Raw genomic sequence first — 18,992 nt, forward strand, 5'->3', positions numbered from 1 at the left:
TACCGGACCGGCCCACCCGGTCAGCTCCCGGCGGGTTCGACGACGAAGATCGAACCGTCCGGCTCGTGGTACTCGCCGGTGGAGTAACTCTTCCGCGAGGAGGCGGCGACCAGGCGGTTCCCGGCGAACACCAGCGTCGTGCTGCCGCCCTGGATGCCGTCGACGAACACGTGCTCACTGCCGTCCGGCGCGATGCGGAGGATGCGCGCATCGTAGGGCAGCGGCTTGGCGTTGAGCTCGTTGATCGACGCGTGCAGCAGGTTGGTCGACCCTTCGTCGACGGTGAACATGTGCCCGGCGTACGGGCCGAACCCCTCGGGGGCGATCGGCCCCGCACGCCACTGCATGCCGGTGACCGGGTGCACCGAGCGGTCGCTGTCGTCGATCCGCCAGTACTGGAGGTCGGTCTTGGCTTCGCCGTGTTCGAGGTAGGTCGTCGCGCGCGTCGCGATGATCACCTCGCCCGCGACGTCCCGCCACTGCGAGTGGTCGGGCGCGACGAAGGTCAGGAACGGCATCATGGGCCGCTCCACCAACGGCGGGGCCATCACCAGGTACGGCTCGGCGTTGCCGTCGGGGTCGATGCGGTACACGACGCAGTTGACCAGCGACTGGCAGAACAGGTAGCCCTCGTGCGGGCTCCCCTTCGGGCCGAAGGTCCCGGTCATTCCCGCGCCGGGAACGCCGCCGCCGACCGGTCCGTGGTGTGGCAGGTCCGCGAACGCGTGCGGGATCCCGTCGGCGGGGTCCATGCGATAGAGCCGGTGTCCCTTGTGTGCCCCGACGCGCCCGGACTCGGCCTGGGCGATGAAGAACAGGTGCCCGCCCCAGCCGCCGAACCACGGCGGCGCCTGCTCCGGCCGCAGCGGCGCGGTCACGCCGTGCATCCCGGGGGGCGAGATCGTCTCGAGACGGTCGTCGGCGGTGAACCGGTAGATGGCACCGTGGCCGGCGGTCGGGTCGAACCCGCGTTCGGGCTGTCCGCCGATGTCGCTCAGGACGACCGCGCCGTCCTCGGTGGCGAAGCGCAGCTGGGGGTCGTACAGCCATTCCCCGACCCCGATGGCCTCGCGGACGCGGTAGCGCTCGTCGTGGACCTCGGCGCGGAACTCGCAGTCGGCACGCAGCTGGGAAAAGTCCTCGGTGACCGATGTGGTGCTCAACGTGTGCCCTTCCTTTCGCCTGGTGGCCGGTCAGCTCGCGACCCGGCGCGGCTTGAACGTCGAGCGCGGGAGGCTGCCCACGGGCACCGACTCGGCCTTCACCGGTACTCCGAGGTCCTCGCGGAGGATCCCTTCGACCCGTCGCGCCGACTGCTCGTCCTCGGTCTCCACCTTGAGCCGGACTTCGCCGCCCTGCCCGGGGCGCAACTGGAACTCGGGCGAGCCGTGGGGGAACAGCGCCAGCTGGATGTCGATCGGCAGCACCATTTTCCCGTCGACCTCGGCGCGGTCCGCGCCGCGGCCGAGGAACGTGTACCGCTGGCCGGTTTCACCGCACGGGCAGGGCTCGTCGGTGGCGGCGACGATGTCCTCCACGTCGTAGCGGAGGTAGAACGCGTCGAGGTCGTAGGAGTTGATCACCAGGTGGCCGCGCTCGCCCGTCGGTACCTCCTTGCCGGTCACCGGGTCGACGACCTGGATCCAGTGATGCCCCATCGGGACGTGCATCCCGGTGTGGAAGCGGCAGTCGTTGATCGAGTAGCCCGGGATCTCCGAGGCTCCGGTGATGTTGTGCAGCCGGACGCCGTAGGTCTGTTCGAACTGCCGTCGCGGCTCTTCGAACTGGTAGAGCGCCTCGACGATCAGCAGCGACGCCTCGTTGAACAGCTTGCGCAGGTCCAGCCCGTGCTCCGCGGCGGCGTTTTCGTAGATCTGCACCTGGGAGCCGGTCAGCATGAAACCGGTCGGCGAGAGCAGCTGCCACAGATCGAGATGCATCTCGATGTCCTTGTCGGTGCTGGGCAGGCCGCAGGGGATCTCCATGATCCCGAGCTTGAGGAAGTCGCGTCCGGCCAGCACACCCGTGGAGTAGAGCCCGGTCGGCCAGCTGTGCGCGAACCTCCCGCCGGGGCGCATGCCGACGCGCCACAGGTACTGGAGCCGCACGTCGATGGCGACGGCCATGTCCCGTTCGGTCCACAGCACCAGCCACGGCTTGCCGGTGGTTCCGGTGGACGTCCCGACGCGCCGGGCCTGTTCCAGCTGCACCGACCGGTGCGTGCCGAACGGCGGGTTGGCCTGCACGTCCGCCCGCAGGTCGTTCTTGGTGGTGCGGGGGATTTCGTCCAGGGGTGGCAGTTGGCCCGGTTCCAGACCGGCCTCGCGGTAGCGGTTGCTGTAGTAGGGATTGCTCCAGACCCGGTCCCATTCACCCTGCAGTCCGGCGAACGCGCGCCGGCGGTTCTCTTCTGGAGCCAGCGTCTGCGCCTCGGCGTCGTACAGCTCGCGGTCCCCGTTCGGTTCGGTCACCCGTGGTCCTCCTCGACTGTGGCTTGACCCGTTGTTCATTTTGAGGATACTAATTAGCGGTCGGGATTGAAAGCAATGCTCATCGGGAGGAGTGCGGTAATGGGGCCGTTCGGAGACGCGTCGACGATCACACTGGGAGACGTGCTCCGGGAACACCGCCGCAGTCGAGGAGGGCTGACGGCGGCGGTCGATCACGCCGTGCGCCTGTCCTATGCGGAGTTCGACCACCGTGTCAACAAGCTCGCCAACGCCCTCGCCGCGCACGGTGCCGGCCAGGGCGAGCGTGTCCTGTGGCTGGGACAGAACTCGTTCCGGCTGCTGGAGCTGCTCGGCGCCTGCGCCAAGCTGGGCGCCGCGGTGATCCCGGTCAACTGGCGGCAGTCCGCCGACGAGCTCGCTTTCGTCATCGACGACGTCGCCGCGCGGGTGGTCGTCTGGCAGGACGCGGAGATCGGCGCGACCGTCCAGGCGGCCCGGGAGCAGGCCGCGAGTGCGGACAGCTCGCTGTGGGTGCGCCACGACGCCACCGGACCGGGCAGCTACGAAGAGCTCCTGGAGTCCGGGGACGCGGCCGACCCGGAGGTCGACGTGGATCCCGCGAGCCCCGTGCTCGGCATCTACACCGCGGCGTTCGAGGGACGCCCGCACGCCGCGATGCTCTCGCACTGGTCCGCGCTGATCGAGGGCCTGGTCGTCGGGCGCATCGCGGAACTGAGCGATGCCACGGTGTTCCTCAACTCGGGACCCATGTTCCACCTGGGCACGCTCATGACCACGCTGGCGACGCTCGTGCACGGCGGGACGAACGTCGTCGTCGCCCGGGTCGACCCCGAGGAGATGTGCGCGGTCATCGAAGCCGAACGGTGCAACCGGGCCTTCGTCATGGCGCCCACCCTCGAGGCCATCCGCGAGATCAACGCCGGCGGCCGCTTCGACCTCACCAGCCTCTGGCCCGACCCGGACCCCGCCACCTGGACGATGTGCACGCCCAGCGCCAACCCGGCCACCGGGCGAGCAGGCGGCTACGGGCAGTCCGAGGTGTCCGGCCTCATCACCAGCTACGGGCTCGGCCGCAAGACCGACTCCATCTACGGCAGGCCCGCGCCGTTGAGCCAGGTGCGCATCGTGGACGACACCGGCGCGGACGTGCCCGACGGGGAGACCGGCGAGATCATCTGCCGCGGCCCGGTCGTCATGACCGGTTACCTGCACCGCGACGAACTCAACGCGCAGCGCAGGCGCGATGGCTGGCACTACACCGGGGACCTGGGCAAGCGCGCCCCGGACGGGTCGATCCAGTTCGTCGGGCCAAAGCTGCGGATGATCAAGTCCGCCTCGGAGAACATCTACCCGTTCGAGGTCGAACGCTGCCTCACCGCGCATCCCGGTGTCGCCGCGGCGTGCGTCATCGGCGTGCCGGACGAGCGCTGGACCCAGTCGGTCAAGGCCGTGGTCGTGCGAGCCGAGGGCAGCACCGTCACCGCCGAGGAGCTCGTCGAGCACTGCCGGTCGTCGATCGCCTCGTACAAGAAGCCCCGGGAGGTCGTGTTCGTCGGCTCGTTGCCGAAACAGGCCAACGGGCAGGTGGACCGCGACCGCGTCGACGCCGAGCACGGGGGCGGTGGCTATCCGGGACAGGTGTCCAGTGGCAGGCGGGACGTGCCACTGCGCGCCGGCGCCCGGTGAACCGCATCAACGAGAGGAGCGAGGCGTGTCGGAGCTGACCGAGGTCGAGGTACTGGGCAGGATCGACGGGTTCACCAACCCGGAGAGCGCGGAGATGCTGCCCGACGGGGAAACGATCGTCGTCTCGAACGCGGCGATCACACTCGTGCCGTCCTTCCGCGGCGGCAAGGGACTGACCTACCGGCAGGGCGAGTCCTACGTCAGCACGGTCCGGTTCACCGGCGACGGTCTGGAACCGGTCGCCGAACGGCTGATCGAGGGACTGACCGGAACCCTCGGCACGGACGTGCTGCGGCAGGGGACCGCCACCTATCCCGCCGGCACCGTGTTCGCCGCCTCCGGCGGCAAGCCGATCACGGCGGACGGTGAGACAGTCCTGCCCGACGGACCGGACGTCCGGCCGCAGGTACTGGCCTACAACCCGCTGACGGGGGAGAAACTCCCGCCGCTGCCGCTGTGGCAGGGCTCGGTCGTCGCCGGCGCGTTCAACGCGTTCGAGCAGCCGAACGGCCTCGCCGTGGGCCTCAACGGCGACGTCTACGTGTCCGACATCCCCAACACCAACCCCGCCGGCGCGCTGCCGCCACCGGTGGACGCCGCGGTCTACCGCATCCCGCACTCCTCGCTCGACGCGATCGCCGCCGGCGACCCGGCCGCGGCGGGCACGATCCAGCGGGTGGTCATGATGCCGGGCTGGGTCAACGGCGTGACCGTGGCGCCTGCCGACGGTTCGGTGTGGGCGGTGAGCTGCGAGGCGCAGTGCCCGGTCGGCGGCGGTGCGTACCAGCTGCTGCCCGAGAACTTCGTCTCCGGTGAGCAGCCCGCACCCCGCTTCCGCGATCTCGGTGGTCCGCCCGGCGGCTTCCTCGACGGCATTTCGGTGACCCGGCGCGGCGCGGTCGTCGTCAGCAACCCCGCCCTCGCCGAGATCTACGTGCTGCGCCCGGACGGCACCCGGACCCAGCTGGAGTTCGAGGGCGCGGACGGGATCGGCAGCCCCGCCGACATCAACGTCTGCTACCCCAAGGCGCTCGACGGCGAGCCCGCGCTGCTCGTGCCCGACGTCAGTGCCCGCGGCGGCACCCACACCCTGACCCTGCTCGATCTGAGCGGGTACTGAGAGATCCGGAGACCTTCGCGTGTTCACCATCCCCGAGAGCGTCCGGCCGATCCGGGACCGGGTGTCCCGGTTCATCGACGACCACCTGATCCCCGTCGAGCTGGAGCTCGGCCACGGCGGCCCGCCCGCCCGGACCCTGCTGAAGGAGATCGAGGAGAAGGCCAAGGCCGAGGGCCTCTACGCCATCGGCCACCCCGCGCACCTCGGCGGCGGCGGCCTGTCCATGCTGGACTACGCCTACGTCAACGAGGTGATCGGCCGGTGCGAACCGGCCCAGCAGGCGCTGGGCACGGTCTCGCTCCAGACCGTCGTCATGCTCGACCCCGTGGCGACCGAGGAGCAGCGCGAGCGCTGGGTGCGGCCGGCCACCATGGGTGAACTGCGGATCGCCTTCGCGGTCACCGAGCCGGGGGTGGCGAGCGCGGACCCGACGGGGCTGCGGACCACGGCGCGGCTCGAGGGCGACGAGTGGGTGCTCAACGGGCGCAAGTGGTTCATCAGTGCCGCCGACCGGGCCGCGGTGACCATCGTGATGGCCAAGACCGATCCGGACGCGCCGCCGCACCGGCAGTTCAGCATGATCCTCGTGCCCACCGGCACCCCCGGGTACACGGTGGGCGAGGAGCTGCAGGTGATGGGCCTGCGCTCGGTGTTGTCCGGGCACTACGAGGTCGAACTGGACAACGTCCGGGTCCCGAAGGAGAACCTCATCGGCGGGCGCGGCGACGGCTTCGTGCTGGCGCAGCAGCGCCTCGGCCCGGGTCGCATCTACCACTGCATGCGCTGGCTGGGCGTCGCGCAGCGGGCGTTCGACTACCTGTGCGCACGCGCGAACGAGCGCCTGCTCGGCGGAGCGCCGCTCGGGGACAAACAGTTCGTGCAGGAGTGGATCTTCGACTCCTACCACCAGATCGCCGCCAACCGCTACCTGGTGCTCGACGCGGCCGCCAAGGTCGATCGCGGTGAGCAGGCCCGCGTCGAACTGTCCGCCATCAAGGTGTCCTGCGCGAAGATGGTCAACGAGGTCCTGGACCGGGCGATGCAGGTCCACGGCGCCGAGGGGCTGACCGACCGGCTGCCGCTGGAACTGATGTTCCGCGAGGCGCGCTACGGACGGATCGTCGACGGGCCGGACGAGGCGCACAAGCAGCGCGTCGCCCGCACGATCCTGCGTTCGTACCGCGAGGGCGACGGCTGGGACTTCGGCGCGCGGGGTGAATGACGTGGTGTCGGTGCGGCGCGCGATCGGCCTGACCATTCCCATCGCGGGTGGTGGTCTCGCCGGCCTGCCGGACGTCGTCGCGACCGCGGCGGAGGCGGGGATCACCGAGGTCTGGTCCTCGGAGTCCAACGGCGCGGACGCCTTCACGCCGCTCGCCGTCGCCGCCACGGCCGGCCGGCGGGTGCGGCTGGGCACCGGGGTCGCGGGATATCTGACCCGCGGTCCCGCGCTGCTCGCGCAGTCCGCCGCGGCGCTGGCCGAGCTCGCACCCGGCCGGACCGCGATCGGGATCGGATCCTCGTCGTATCCGATGGTGCAGGGGTGGAACGGAATCCCGTTCGACCGGCGCGTGGCGCGGGCTCGCGACACCGTGACGTTCCTGCGGCAGGCCTTCGCGGGCGGCACCGTGCGGGGCCCGTTCGAGACCATCACCACCCGCGGCTTCCGGCTGGCCCGGGTCCCCGGAGAACCGCCACCCGTGCTGGTGGCGGCGCTCGGGCCGCGCATGGTCGAGCTGGGCCTCGAACACGCCGACGGCGTCGTGGTCAACTGGCTGTCACCATCCGATGTGGATGGTCTGCTCGGCGGACGGCGGGACCGCGAGGTCGTGTGCCGCATCATGGTCTGCCCGGCCACCGACCCGCAGCGGTTGCGGGACGGCCTGCGACCGCTGTTCGCCGGATACCTGAGCGTGCCGACGTACGCGGCCTTCCAGCGCCGGCTCGGCCGGGGCGAGCTGCTCGAACCGATGTGGCGCGCCTGGGCGGCCGGCGACCGTGCGGAAGCGGCGCGGTGCGTGCCCGACGAGGTGATCGACGACCTCGTCGTGCACGGCGAGGTCGCGGCCTGCCGGGACCGGCTGCGGTCCTATCTGGACGCCGGGGTGACCTCGGCAGTACTGGCGATCGTCGGGCCCGATGGTGGTCCGGCGGCGCCGCCGTGGCCGGAGCTCCGGGAGATGGTGGCCGGCCTGGCCGCGCCGGCGCGCGAGAACGTGGGGAGCAGCAGGTGAGTGGTCACACCACCGTCGGATCCGGGCAGCGCGAGGTCGGCCGGGACGAACTTCCCGTCCCGGCGCTGGAGGGGCACCTGTCGAAGGTGCTCGGCCGGCCGTTCCGGGTGGACGCCGCCACGCGGCTGACCGCCGGCGCCTCCAACAAGATGTACGTCCTGCGGGACACCGGCGGCGAGGAGGTCATCCTGCGCGTCCCGCCGCGGGTGAAGACGTCGAAGTCCGCACACGACATCGGGCGCGAATACCGCGTGCTGCGTGCGCTGGACGGCACCGGTGTCCCCCATCCGGCCGTCTACGACCTGTGCACGGACACCAGCCTGCTCGGCGTGCCGTTCCTGGTCGTGCAACGGGTGCGCGGGTTCCACCTGGAGCTGCCGCTGGACCCGCCCTACCCGCTGGACCCCGCCACCCTGCACACGCTGGTCATGTCCTATGTGGACACGCTCGCCGCGATCGGCGAGGTCGACTGGCGGGCCGCCGGGCTGGCGGACTTCGGCAGGCCGGACGGTTTCCTGTCCCGCCAGGTCGACCGGTGGCTGTCCCAGCTGGAGGGTTACCGCAACCGGCCACTGCCGCATCTGGAGCTGGTCACGTCGTGGTTGCGCGCCAACCAGCCGGCGGACCAGGCACCCGGCCTGTTGCACGGGGACTACCAGTTCCTCAACGTGCTGTTCGCACCCGAGCCGGGCGGCGGGGTGGCCGCGGTGGTCGACTGGGAACAGGCCACCATCGGCGACCCCCTCATCGACCTCGGCTGGGTGCTCGGGCTCTGGGCCGAGGCGGGGGAGCGCTCCGCGGTGTCCGGGGACGCCCCGTGGATCACCCAGGAGCCGGGCATGCCGGCCAGAGCCGAGATCCTCGACCGGTACGCGCGCACCTCCAGCCGTGATCTCGGCGCCGTCGGCTACTACCAGGTGCTGGCCCTGTTCAAGCTCGCCTGCATCCTCGAAGGCTCGTACGCCAAGGCTCTGCGGTCCGAAAGCGACATCACCCGCCACCTGGAGTTCGGGGAGATGGTGCCCAGGTTGCTCGCCGACGCCGCCGCCATCGCGCGGGGCGAACGCCGCTAGCCGCCTCGACGGCATCTCACACACGTAGCAGCAGAGGAGTGGTGGCCGACGATGGCTATCGACGTGAACAAGGCGGTCGGCGCGAGCGCCGGCAGCGCGAAGACCACGTGGTCGGAGCGCGACGTGGTGCTCTATCAGCTCGGTCTGGGCGCGGGCGCGGACCCGTTGTCCGAACGCGAGCTGGCGTATGTGCTCGAAGACCGGTTGCGGGTTCTGCCCAGCTACGCGGTGATTCCCGGCTCCGAGGGGGTTCGCGGGCTGACGGACGTGCCGGGCCTGGAGTTCGACCACACGAAGATGCTGCACGGCGAGCACGAGATCGAGCTGTTCGAGCCGTTGCCCACGGCCACGACGGTGTCCACCGAGGGCCGGGTCGCCGCGATCTACGACAAGGGCAGCGCCGCGCTGACCGTCCTGGAGGCCACGTCCACCGCGGAGGACGGCCGGCCGCTGTTCGTCAACCGGTTCTCGTTGTTCATGCGCGGAGCCGGTGGTTTCGGCGGGCCCAAGAGCCCGCCCGCCGAGGGCGGGCCGTTGCCGCGGCGGGCGCCGGACGTGGTGGTGCCGGTGCCGACCCTGCCGCAGCAGGCGTTGCTGTACCGGCTCAACGGGGACGTCAACCCCGTGCACAGTGATCCGCTGGTCGCGGCGAAGGCGGGCTTCGACCGGCCCATCCTGCACGGCCTGTGCACCTTCGGGATCGTCTGCAAGGCCGCGGTCGACGGGGTACTGGGCGGCGACACCGCACGGGTGCGCCGCTTCCGGGCCCGGTTCGCCGGGGTCGTCTTCCCCGGCGAGACGATCACCGTCCGCTGCTGGCGAGAGGGGACGGTCGTGCGGGTTCTCGCCCGGGTCGACGACCGCGACGCCGACGCACTGACCAACGGCATCCTCGAGGTGACCGGGGAGGAGACGGCATGACCGCGAAAGCACCGGGCGAGGACGCCGAGCTCGCGGCCTACCGGGCCCGCGTGCGGGCGTGGCTGGCCGAGCACACGCCCGAGGACTGGGCGGAGAAGCTGCCCTACGCCGACGAGACCGAGGTGCTCGAGTTCTACCGGACCTGGGCTCGCGAACTGCACTCCGCCGGCCTGCTCGTGCCGCAGTGGCCGGAGCGGTTCGGCGGTTCCGGGGCCGGGCTCGCCCAGCAGGTGGTCCTGCAGCAGGAGATGAGCCGGGCCGGGGCGCCGCGCCCGCGGTACCTCGCGATCTCGCTCGGGCACGCCGCGGCGACCCTGATGGAGCACGGCAGCCCGGAACAGCAGAAGCTCCTGGACGGCATCCTCGAAGGCGATGTGTGGTGCCAGGGGTTCTCCGAGCCGGGTGCGGGATCCGACCTGGCCTCGCTGCGCACCCGCGCGGTGCGCGAAGGCGACTACTACGTCGTGAACGGACAGAAGATCTGGTCGAGCATGGGCCTCTACGCCCGCTGGGGCCTCCTGCTCGCCCGGACCGACCCGGACGCGCCGAAGCACCGGGGGATCAGCCTGTTCATCCTCGACATGCGGGCACCCGGCGTCGAGGTCCGCCCGATCCGGCAGGCCACCGGCGCGCACGAGTTCGCCGAGGTGTTCCTCACCGACGTGCGGATCCCGGCCTCGATGCTGGTCGGCAAGGAGAACGAGGGCTGGCGGCTGGCCCAGACCACCTTGGCCACCGAGCGCTACGCGCAGATGGTCGAGCTGCACGCCGGGCTCGAGGAACTGCTCGCCCTGCTGGTCCGGCAGGCGCGCACGCTGCGCGCCGCCGACGGCGGGCCGCTGGTGGAGGACCCGGAGTTCCGGCAGCGCCTCGCCGCCTTCGCCGGTGAGGTCGAGGTGCTGGGCCTGATCAACGACCGGGTGCTCGGCGACATCAGCGCGGGCCGCGACCCCGGCGCGCGGGGGTCGATCCTCAAGCTCTACTTCAGCCGGCTGCTCCAGCGGCTCACGGCGTTCGGAGTGCGCAGCAACGGTCTGGCGGCACACGTCGACCCGCGGCGCAAGAACGACCTCAGCTACACCTCCGGCGACTGGATGCTCGACCACATCCGCTCGTGGACGTGGACGATCGCCGCCGGCAGCAACGAGATCCAGCGCAACATCATCGGCGAGCGCGTGCTCGGCCTGCCCCGGGAGCCACGATGACCACCACCCGTGAGGAACTGTCCGACCTGCGCGCGAGCCTGCGCGCGATGCTGGAACGGCGCTGCGCGTCGGAACGGGTCCGGGAGGTCGCCGAGTCGGCCCCCGGGGTCGACCTCGATCTGTGGGCACTGCTGGCGCGGGACATGGGGGTCCCGGCGATGACGGTGCCCGAGGAGTCCGGCGGTATCGGTGCGGGACCCGAGGCCGTCGCGGTCGTGGCCGAGGAACTGGGCAGGGCGCTCGCGCCGGTCCCGTTCTTCTCCAGCGCCGTGCTCGCGACCACCGCCTTCACCCGGGCGGGCGGTCCCCGGGCCGCCGAGTGGCTGCCCAGGCTCGCGGAGGGGGCCATCGGCACGGTCGCCGTGACGGGCGCCGACGGTGTTCCCGGCGTCGACCGGCTGGACGTGCGGGCGACGGTGTCGGGTGAGCGGATCGTGCTCGACGGCACGGCCGGTTTCGTTCCCGATGCGGAGGTCGCGGAGGTGCTCGTGGTCGCCGCGCGGAGCGAGCACGGGCCGGTCGTCGCGGCCGTCGAGCCGGGCGCTGTCGTGGTGGAGCCGGTGGTGGTGCACGATCGGACGCGCCGGCTGAGCACCGTGCGGCTGACCGAGGTCTCCGTGCCCCGCGCGGATGTGCTGGCCGAGGGTGACTCCGCGGTGGCGTTGCTGGCGGCGGTGTACCGGCACGGCGCGGCAGCGCTGGCCGCCGACGCGGCAGGCGGCGCGCGCCGGCTGCACGAGATGGCGGTCCAGTACGCCAAGGACCGGGTGCAGTTCGACCGTCCCATCGGCTCGTTCCAGGCCGTGAAGCACAAGCTCGCGGACATGTACGTGCTCGTCGAGGGTGCCGCCGCCGCGGCCGGGGGCGCGGCGGAAGCGGCCGCCGGGGACGACGAGCGCGCGCTGGCGCTCACCGCGTCGTTCGCGGTCGAGGCCTACACCGAGGTCGCCGGGGACGCGATCCAGGTGCACGGTGGCATCGGCTACACGTGGGAGCACGACTGTCACCTGTTCTTCAAACGTGCTCAGCTGGACGAGGCACTGTTCGGCAGTGCCGCCTGGCTGCGGGCCAGGGCGGCGGAAGCGCTGACGGCGGTCTGAATCCGGGACGGCGAAAGGGAGGGCGGCCGGTTCGGTCGCCCTCCCTTTCGTTTCTCGTTCAGTGGCTTCGCAGGCGGCGCTGCATGCTCCACACCTGGGGAGCCCGCTCGAGCAGGACCGCGGCCCGTGGGGTGGGACGGGTCTCGCCGACCGCGCGGTAGGTCCGGGTCACCGCCCTGGTGAGCTCTCCGTCGGTGCCGGCAGCGGCGGCGAGCGCCAGGGCGGCCGGCAGCAGCTCGTCGCGGGGGACGACCTGCCAGGCGAAACCCGCGGCCAGAGCTTGTTCGGCGCGCATCTCCTGGTTGAACAACGCGATCGCCGCGCCCGCTCCGGTGTGCAGGTGCCGGGCGAGCATCGCGAGGTGGCCGCCGCCGGGGTGCACGCCGGCGCGGCCGAACCCGATCAGTCTCAGGTCGTCGGACACGATGCGCAGGTCACAGGCGAGCGGCAGGTTCAGCCCGGCCCCCACCAGGGTGCCGTTGACGGCGGCCAGGGTCGGGATCCTGGCCTCGCGCAGCCGCTCGAAGAGCCCGTAGATCCGGCCGATACCGGCGAAGTTCTCGTCCGCGAGAGGGTCGGCGCCCACGCGCGTGAGCATGTCGAGGTCGGCGCCACTGCAGAAACTGGGCCCTGCCGAGGCCAGCACGAGGGAGGTCACCTCGGGGTCGGCCTCGGCCTGCTCCAGGCCGCCGACGATCGCGTCGGCGAACTCGGGGGTGAGGGCGTTGCGGTGGGGCGCGTCCAGCAGGACGAGCCCGCTGGTCCCCTCGCGGCGGTATTCGACTCCGGTGTCGGTCATGGTCCCGCCTCTCTCACTCACCGAGCCAGTCGTCGAGCACCGCGGCGGTGTCGGCGCCGACCTCGGAGCACGGCCGGGCACTCTGCCCCGGCCGCGTGCCGCTGTCCATCCAGCGGATCGGGGACAGGACGTTGGGCACGGTGCCCCGCCAGTTCCGCTCGATCAAGCCACGGGCCTCGGTGTGCGCGGCTCCCGCCAGGTCGTCCGGTGTCTGGACGATGCCGCCGGGCACGTCCCAGTCGATGAAGCGCTGCAGCCACTCGTCGGCCGTCGCCGACCGGAAGATCTTGTCGAGCTCGTCCCGCAGCGTCAGGTCCCCGTAGTCCACGGCGTTCCCCCCGGCGGCCGACCAGCGTTCCAGCAGGTCCTCGCGGCCGAGTCCGCGGCAGAACTGCTCGAAGAACTTCTGCTCGATCGCGCACAGGACGACGTCCCGGTCGTCCGACGAGCGGTAGATCGCGTACAGGGACCATTCGCCCATCTCGTTGGGCCGCGGCGCGTTGCGGGCGGCGCGGTAGGCGATCGCGGCGCGGCTCATCTCGGCCGCGGCATCCCAGCAGGAGATGTCGATCCAGGCGCCGCGCCCGGTCGTCCGCGCGGCGAACAGGGCGGCGATGGTGGCGGTGGCGGCCGCGTTGGCGCCGCCCTCGCCGCTGATGCTGGAGACCGGTCCGCCGTCGGCGAAATGGGTGCGGTCCGGGTCGCGCCGTACGATGGCCGTCCCGGCGAGGGCGTCCATGCTGTAGCCGTGCGAGGGCAGCGTCGCCAGTGGGCCGGTCTGGCCGAAGCCCGAGATCGAGCAGATGACGAGTTCGGGACGGCGGCGGCGCATCTCCGCGAAGTCGACGCCCATCTCCAGGAACCGTCCGGGCTGGGACACCTCGACGATCGCGTCGGCCTTGTCGGCCAGGCGGAAGAAGGTCTCGCGGTCTTCGGTGCGGCGGAGGTCGAGGGCGACGCTGCGCTTGCCCCGGTTGAGGGTCAGGTGGTGGAAGGACTGGTCGCCGTCCATCGGGGGGATGCGGCGCAGGTAGTCGCCGCTGCCCGGCATCTCGACCTTCACGACCTCGGCGCCGAGGTCCGCGAGCACGCGGGTGGCGAGGTCGCCGGGGATCAGCTTGGCCAGGTCCAGCACGCGTACGCCGGCAAGGGGGAGATAGGCGCGGGAATCGTCGTCAACCACGAGATGAGTATACTATAAATCGCATCGTGCGTGTCGAGAGAGGAGGTCGCCGTGGACGTGTCCGCCCGGATCGGCGAAGTGATGGCCCTGGATCCCGCGGTCCCCGTCGTGCAGTACGAAGGACGGTGGAGCACGTGGGGCGAGGTGCGCGCCATCGCCCAGGCGCTCGAGGAACGCCTCGCCGGCGTGCCGCGGTCCACGCCGATCGCGCTGATCACCCGCAACCGGCCCGGCGTCGTCGCCGCGATCCTGGGTCTGCTGGCCGCACGGCGGCACTGCCTCACGATCAACGGCATGCACCCGGACACCGCTGTGCTGGACGAGCTGGACCACCTGCGGCCGGCGACAGTGATCGCCTGTGCGGAGGACTGGGAGCGCGCGGGCCTCACCGAGCGCGTCGCCCAGATCGGCGCCACCGGACTGCGGATCGGCGACGATCTGTCCGGTGTGGACGAAGTCGTGGCCCGTCCGGCGGGCTCGCCGCCGCCCGCGGCAGGCGAACCCGGCGTGGCGATCAGCCTGCAGACGAGCGGCACCACCGGTCCGCCCAAGCGCATCGCGATGACCTACGCCAATATCGACGCCTCGGTCACCGGCGTGCTCAAGCACTACGGTTCGCCCGATCAAGAGCCGCCGGCCGCGTTGCGCCCGGGGGTGGCGGTCCAGATGCTCCCGCTGGGCCACACCAGCGCTCTGCTCGCGCTGTGCGTGATGGCCGTCGAGGGCAGGCGGATGGTGCTGCTGGACCGTTTCGAGCCCTGGGCGTGGGCGACCGCCGTGCGCGACCACAAGATCGCGGTGTCGGGGATGCCGCCCGCGGCCATCCGGATGGTGCTCGACGCCAAGATCCCGGCGGACTGGCTCACCTCCCTGCGTGCGGTGCGGGCCGGTACCGCCCCGCTGGACCAGGCGCTCGCCGACGAGTTCACCCGCACCTACGACATCCCGGTCATCCAGGCCTACGGGGCCACCGAATTCCAGGGCGTGGCCAGCTGGACGCTGCGCGACTACAAGAAATTCGGTTCCGCCAAGCGGGGCAGCGTCGGGCGGGCGCACCCGGGCGTGGACCTGCGCGTCGTGTCGCCCGAGGACGGCACGCCCCTGCCCGTCGACACCACCGGCGTGCTGGAGGTGCGCTCGAAGCAGAGCGCCGGTGCCCGCACCGACGACTGGATCCGGACCAGCGACCTCGCCCGCATCGACGCGGACGGCTTCCTGTTCATCGAGGGGCGCACCGACGACGTCATCAACCGCGGCGGTTTCAAGGTCGACGCGTCCGAGGTCGCGGGCGTGCTCACCGCCCACCCCGGGGTCGGGTCGGCCGTCGTGGTCGGGGCGCCGGACCGCCGCCTCGGCGCCGTACCGGTCGCCCTGGTCACGCCGTCGGGCGAGGCCGAACTCCCGTCCGAGGACGAACTGCGCGACTGGGTCCGCACCCGGCTGGAGGCCTACAAGGTCCCGGTGCGCGTGACCGCGGTGCCCGAGTTGCCGCGCAACGCCACCATGAAGGTCGGGGTGCGCGAAGTCCTGGAGCTCGTCGGCTGGGGAGGCGAGCGGGAGTGACGCCGACGGAAACCGGCCCGCGCCAAGCCTTCCTCTCGACGTGGGCGGCGGAGCGGCCGGACCGGCCGGCCGTCGTCATGACCGGGACCGGCGAGACCCTGACCTACCGGCAGCTGGACGAGCGGTCCAACCGCTTCGCCCATGCGCTGCGTGCCGCGGGCGCCACCCGCGGCACGCACATCGCCTACTTGCTGGAGAACTCGCCCCGCGTCTTCGAAGTGGTCTGGGGCGCGTATCGCGCCGGCTGTTACTACACGCCCGTCAACACGCGCTTCACCGCCGACGAGGTCGCGTATGTCGTCCGGGACTCGGGTGCCGTGGTGCTGGTCGCCTCGGCGCGGTTCCGCGACGTCGCGGAAAAGGTCGCCGAGCGTGTGCCGGGGCTGCGGCTGTGCCTGGCCACCGGCGGCGTCATCGGCGGGTACGAGTCGTACGACGAGGTGCTGCGCCGGTTTCCGGCCACCCCGGTGGCCGACGAGTCACCCGGCTGCCGGATGCTCTACTCCTCGGGCACCACCGGACAGCCCAAGGGCGTCAAACGGCCACTGCCGTCCGGTTCGCTCGACGCCACCGACCCGTGGCTGACCACCCAGGCGCGGCTCTACGGATGGACCGGTGACACCCGCTATCTGTGTCCCGCGCCGCTCTACCACGGCGCCGGCCTGTGGTGGACGACCGCGATGCACCGGCTCGGCGCCACGGCGTACGTGATGGAAAAGTTCGATGCGACAGCGTTCCTGGAGACCGTCCAGCGGCACCGGATCACCTGCACGCAGCTCGTACCGACGATGTTCGTGCGGCTCCTGCGCCTGCCGGAGGAGGTTCGCGCCGCCTTCGACGTGTCCAGCCTGACCTCCGCGATTCACGCGGCCGCGCCCTGCCCCGTCGAGGTGAAGCAGGCGATGATCGACTGGTGGGGACCGATCGTGTACGAGTACTTCGCCGCCACCGAGGGCAACGGGAGCACGTCCATCACGACCGGGGAATGGCTGCGCCACAAGGGTTCGGTCGGGAAAGCCGTCGTGGGGATCCCGCACATCGTGGGCCCGGACGGAACCGAGCTACCCCCCGGCGAGGTCGGGCTGGTCTATTTCGAGTCCACCACCGGTGAGGTGTTCGAGTACCACAACGACCCGGACAAGACCCGGGCTTCCCGGCTGGACACCTGGTCGACCACGGGAGACATGGGATACCTCGACGCCGGGGGTTACCTGTACCTCACCGACCGAAGCTCGCACATGATCATCTCGGGCGGGGTCAACATCTACCCGCAGGAGGCGGAGAACGTTCTCGCCACCCACGACGCGGTGGACGACGTCGCCGTGATCGGCGTACCCGACCCGGAGTTCGGCGAGCAGGTCAAGGCCGTTGTGGTGCCCCGGCCCGGGGTGGCGGCCGGGCCGGAGCTGGAGGTCGCGCTCGTGGCCTGGTGCCGGGACCGGCTGGCCCACTACAAATGCCCGAAGTCGGTCGACTTCGTCGACGCGCTTCCCCGCGGGGACAACGGCAAACTCTACAAACTCCAGCTTCGCAAGGCCTACTGGGAGGGCCGCTCCTCCGTGATCCGCTGAGCACTGGCCCCTCGTAGTCCTGTGCTGCATCGCCAGTCGTCCTCGGGCGGACCCCGAGGACGACTGGGCACCGGTTGCCGGGCGGCGCCGGGGCTCCGCGTCTCTTGACAGAGTCCTGGATCACAGTGAAGAGTATCCTTAATTAGTCGTAACCCCGAGGAGCGGCAATGGAGCAGCAGCGGGACGACAGCGGCCTCGGTCCGGTCGGCACCGACCCGGACCGTTTGAAGGTGCTCGACATCGGGACATTGGTCGGCGGTCCGTTCGCCGCGGCGATCCTCGGTGACCTCGGCGCCGAGGTGATCAAGGTCGAGCCCCCGGGCCGGGGTGATTTCATCCGTTCGATCGGGCACGGCAAGCCCGGCAACTCCTGGCACTGGCAGGTGCACGGGCGCAACAAGCGTTCGATCACGCTCGACCTGCGGCGCCCGGAGGGGCAGGCGGTGCTGCGCCGGCTGGTCGGCTGGGCGGACGTCCTGGTCGAGAACATGCGCCCGGGCACCATGTCGGGCTGGGGGCTCGGCTACCCGGACCTGTCCGCGATCAACCCCCGTCTGGTGTACCTCAGCGTGTCCGGGTGGGGTCAGAGCGGGCCCTACTCCGAACAGCCCTCCTACGAGTTCGCGGCCGCGGCATTCGCCGGGCTGACCTACGTCACCGGCTTCCCGGACCGTCCGCCGGTGCTCCCTGGTGTCGCGATCATGGACCACACCTCGGCGATGTTCGGCGTCATCGGCGTGCTGGAAGCGATCCGCCGTCGTGAGGCCGCCGGCCCGCACGGCCGCGGGGCACACATCGACGTCGCCCTCTACGAGCCGGCGATCCGCATGGCCAACGAGCTCATCGCCTCCTACAGCGTCACCGGGCGGCCGCACGAGCGCGAGGGCAGCATCCCGTCGGGCAGCGCGGATCCGCACATCTCCTACGGATACGTGTACGAGACCGCCGACCGACGCTACATCGCCTGTTTCTCGTCCACCCGAGCGCAGTTCGAGCGCCTGGTGACGCTGATCGGACGGCCCGATTTCGCGACCGACTCCCGGCTCGCGACCGAGAAACAGCGGCTCTACACGGGTTTCCCGATCGTGGACGAGGTGCTGCGTGCGTGGATCCGGGAGCGGAAGCTGGACGAGGTGCTGGCGGCGCTGCGGAAGGCCGAGGTGGCGTGCGCGGCGGTCAACGGGCCGGCGGAGATCATCGCCGACGAGCACGTCGTCGCCCGCGGCAACCTCGTCGAGCTCGACGACGGCGAGGGCGGGAAGACGGTGGTGCAGGCCCCCATCCCGCGGTTCGACGGCGAGGTGCCGCCGGTGCGGTGGCCGGCGCAGAAGCTCGGCGCCTCCAACGACGCCGTCTACCGCGGCCTGCTCGGCATGTCCGACGCGGAGATCGAGACCCTGCGTGATGCGGGAGTGATCTGAGGCGCGGCCGATTGCCGCACCACGTGTCCATGAGGAGTGCGCACCGCTCACGCCGTCGATGAGGGCGCGGCGCGCTCCCTCATGCCCACCGGTCGCCTCCACGGGCGAGTCAGGAGGACGAGGAATGAGAGCCTACCGTCCGCGGCGGCACGGCGGACGACCTGACGAGCCACCTCGTGCGCGCCTCGGAGCCCCCTGCTCTCGACGACCACGAGGTGCTGTCCCTCCAGGTCGCGGTGCTGTTCGGAGGCGTGGGCACCACGGCCGAGGCGATCGCCAGCTCGCTGCTCCGCCTGCAGCACGATGCCGCCCTCCGCGCTCGTCTCGCCGAGGGATCGCCTCGGCGCGGATGGTGGCCCGGGACACCGGGCCCGGCGGCCAGCGGCCGCACGGAGGACAGCGGATCCTGCTGCTGCTGGGTTCGGCGAACCGGGATGCCCAGCGGTTCGAGCAGCCCGGCACCGTCCTGCCCGACCGGGAGCGGCGACGGCACGGGGCAAGTGGCTTGCCCGGCTCGAACCCACCACGACGTCGCGCGCCTCCGTCCGGCGGTTCCCGGACTACCGGATCGACGAGACCGCGGCGGTTCCCTGTGCCGTGCAGTCGATCCACGCCGGGTGGCTCGGCATGCCCGCCGTTGTCGAA

At 71.4% G+C, this 18,992-nt stretch carries 15 protein-coding genes; 11 read left to right on the forward strand and 4 right to left on the reverse strand.

Going from position 1 to position 18,992, the window contains the following annotated elements; genetic code table 11:
- Positions 1 to 20: 20 nt before the first annotated feature.
- Positions 21 to 1,163 carry a hypothetical protein gene (locus FHX82_RS33705; RefSeq protein ID WP_145936381.1) on the reverse strand — a complete coding sequence of 381 codons (1,143 nt, stop codon included), beginning with the start codon at positions 1,161 to 1,163 and terminating at the stop codon, positions 21 to 23.
- A gap of 30 nt (positions 1,164 to 1,193) precedes the next feature.
- Positions 1,194 to 2,471 (reverse strand): phenylacetate--CoA ligase family protein, encoded by a 1,278-nt coding sequence (locus tag FHX82_RS33710; protein WP_145936380.1) that lies wholly within the window; start codon positions 2,469 to 2,471, stop codon positions 1,194 to 1,196.
- Positions 2,472 to 2,570: 99 nt separating this feature from the next.
- On the opposite strand from FHX82_RS33710, the gene FHX82_RS33715 reads away from it, so the two are divergent.
- The 8 genes from FHX82_RS33715 to FHX82_RS33750 are packed head-to-tail and all read left to right on the forward strand — an operon-like array spanning position 2,571 to position 11,810.
- The gene (locus FHX82_RS33715; protein WP_145936379.1) at positions 2,571 to 4,157 is read left to right on the forward strand and encodes an AMP-binding protein; all 1,587 of its coding nucleotides are present in this window, start codon (positions 2,571 to 2,573) and stop codon (positions 4,155 to 4,157) included.
- A gap of 25 nt (positions 4,158 to 4,182) precedes the next feature.
- Complete coding sequence (locus FHX82_RS33720; protein WP_145936378.1) at positions 4,183 to 5,277, forward strand: SMP-30/gluconolactonase/LRE family protein; 1,095 nt, start codon at positions 4,183 to 4,185, stop codon at positions 5,275 to 5,277.
- Positions 5,278 to 5,296: 19 nt separating this feature from the next.
- Positions 5,297 to 6,499 carry an acyl-CoA dehydrogenase family protein gene (locus FHX82_RS33725; RefSeq protein ID WP_183176998.1) on the forward strand — a complete coding sequence of 401 codons (1,203 nt, stop codon included), beginning with the start codon at positions 5,297 to 5,299 and terminating at the stop codon, positions 6,497 to 6,499.
- Between the two features lies 1 nt (position 6,500).
- On the forward strand, positions 6,501 to 7,511 hold the full coding sequence (locus FHX82_RS33730) for an LLM class F420-dependent oxidoreductase (RefSeq protein WP_221216897.1): 1,011 nt from the start codon (positions 6,501 to 6,503) through the stop codon (positions 7,509 to 7,511).
- Complete coding sequence (locus FHX82_RS33735) at positions 7,508 to 8,584, forward strand: phosphotransferase family protein (protein WP_145934861.1); 1,077 nt, start codon at positions 7,508 to 7,510, stop codon at positions 8,582 to 8,584. The genes FHX82_RS33730 and FHX82_RS33735 overlap by 4 nt, the downstream gene beginning before the upstream one ends.
- 51 nt (positions 8,585 to 8,635) lie before the next feature.
- Positions 8,636 to 9,505 (forward strand): MaoC/PaaZ C-terminal domain-containing protein, encoded by an 870-nt coding sequence (locus tag FHX82_RS33740; protein WP_145934860.1) that lies wholly within the window; start codon positions 8,636 to 8,638, stop codon positions 9,503 to 9,505.
- Positions 9,502 to 10,710: an acyl-CoA dehydrogenase family protein gene (locus FHX82_RS33745; protein WP_145934859.1), complete on the forward strand. Its 1,209-nt coding sequence runs from the start codon at positions 9,502 to 9,504 to the stop codon at positions 10,708 to 10,710. Before FHX82_RS33740 ends, FHX82_RS33745 begins: the two co-directional genes overlap by 4 nt.
- On the forward strand, positions 10,707 to 11,810 hold the full coding sequence (locus FHX82_RS33750; RefSeq protein ID WP_145934858.1) for an acyl-CoA dehydrogenase family protein: 1,104 nt from the start codon (positions 10,707 to 10,709) through the stop codon (positions 11,808 to 11,810). The genes FHX82_RS33745 and FHX82_RS33750 overlap by 4 nt, the downstream gene beginning before the upstream one ends.
- A gap of 58 nt (positions 11,811 to 11,868) precedes the next feature.
- Here FHX82_RS33750 and FHX82_RS33755 read toward each other — a convergent pair whose 3' ends face one another.
- Positions 11,869 to 12,609 (reverse strand): enoyl-CoA hydratase-related protein, encoded by a 741-nt coding sequence (locus FHX82_RS33755; protein ID WP_145934857.1) that lies wholly within the window; start codon positions 12,607 to 12,609, stop codon positions 11,869 to 11,871.
- Between the two features lie 13 nt (positions 12,610 to 12,622).
- Entirely contained in the window at positions 12,623 to 13,792 is a 1,170-nt protein-coding gene (locus tag FHX82_RS33760) for a CaiB/BaiF CoA transferase family protein (protein WP_145934856.1), read from the reverse strand.
- 51 nt (positions 13,793 to 13,843) lie between these two features.
- Here FHX82_RS33760 and FHX82_RS33765 point away from each other — a divergent pair, with 51 nt between their 5' ends.
- The 3 genes from FHX82_RS33765 to FHX82_RS33775 all read left to right on the forward strand — a co-directional run bounded on the left by FHX82_RS33765 (position 13,844) and on the right by FHX82_RS33775 (position 18,347).
- Positions 13,844 to 15,355 carry a class I adenylate-forming enzyme family protein gene (locus FHX82_RS33765; protein ID WP_145934855.1) on the forward strand — a complete coding sequence of 504 codons (1,512 nt, stop codon included), beginning with the start codon at positions 13,844 to 13,846 and terminating at the stop codon, positions 15,353 to 15,355.
- On the forward strand, positions 15,352 to 16,926 hold the full coding sequence (locus tag FHX82_RS33770) for an acyl-CoA synthetase (protein WP_261377168.1): 1,575 nt from the start codon (positions 15,352 to 15,354) through the stop codon (positions 16,924 to 16,926). Before FHX82_RS33765 ends, FHX82_RS33770 begins: the two co-directional genes overlap by 4 nt.
- A gap of 167 nt (positions 16,927 to 17,093) precedes the next feature.
- Positions 17,094 to 18,347 carry a CaiB/BaiF CoA transferase family protein gene (locus FHX82_RS33775; RefSeq protein WP_145934854.1) on the forward strand — a complete coding sequence of 418 codons (1,254 nt, stop codon included), beginning with the start codon at positions 17,094 to 17,096 and terminating at the stop codon, positions 18,345 to 18,347.
- Positions 18,348 to 18,992 lie beyond the last annotated feature (645 nt).

It is taken from the genome of Amycolatopsis bartoniae, from assembly GCF_014191255.1.
In the GTDB taxonomy this organism is placed as follows: domain Bacteria; phylum Actinomycetota; class Actinomycetes; order Mycobacteriales; family Pseudonocardiaceae; genus Amycolatopsis_E; species Amycolatopsis_E bartoniae.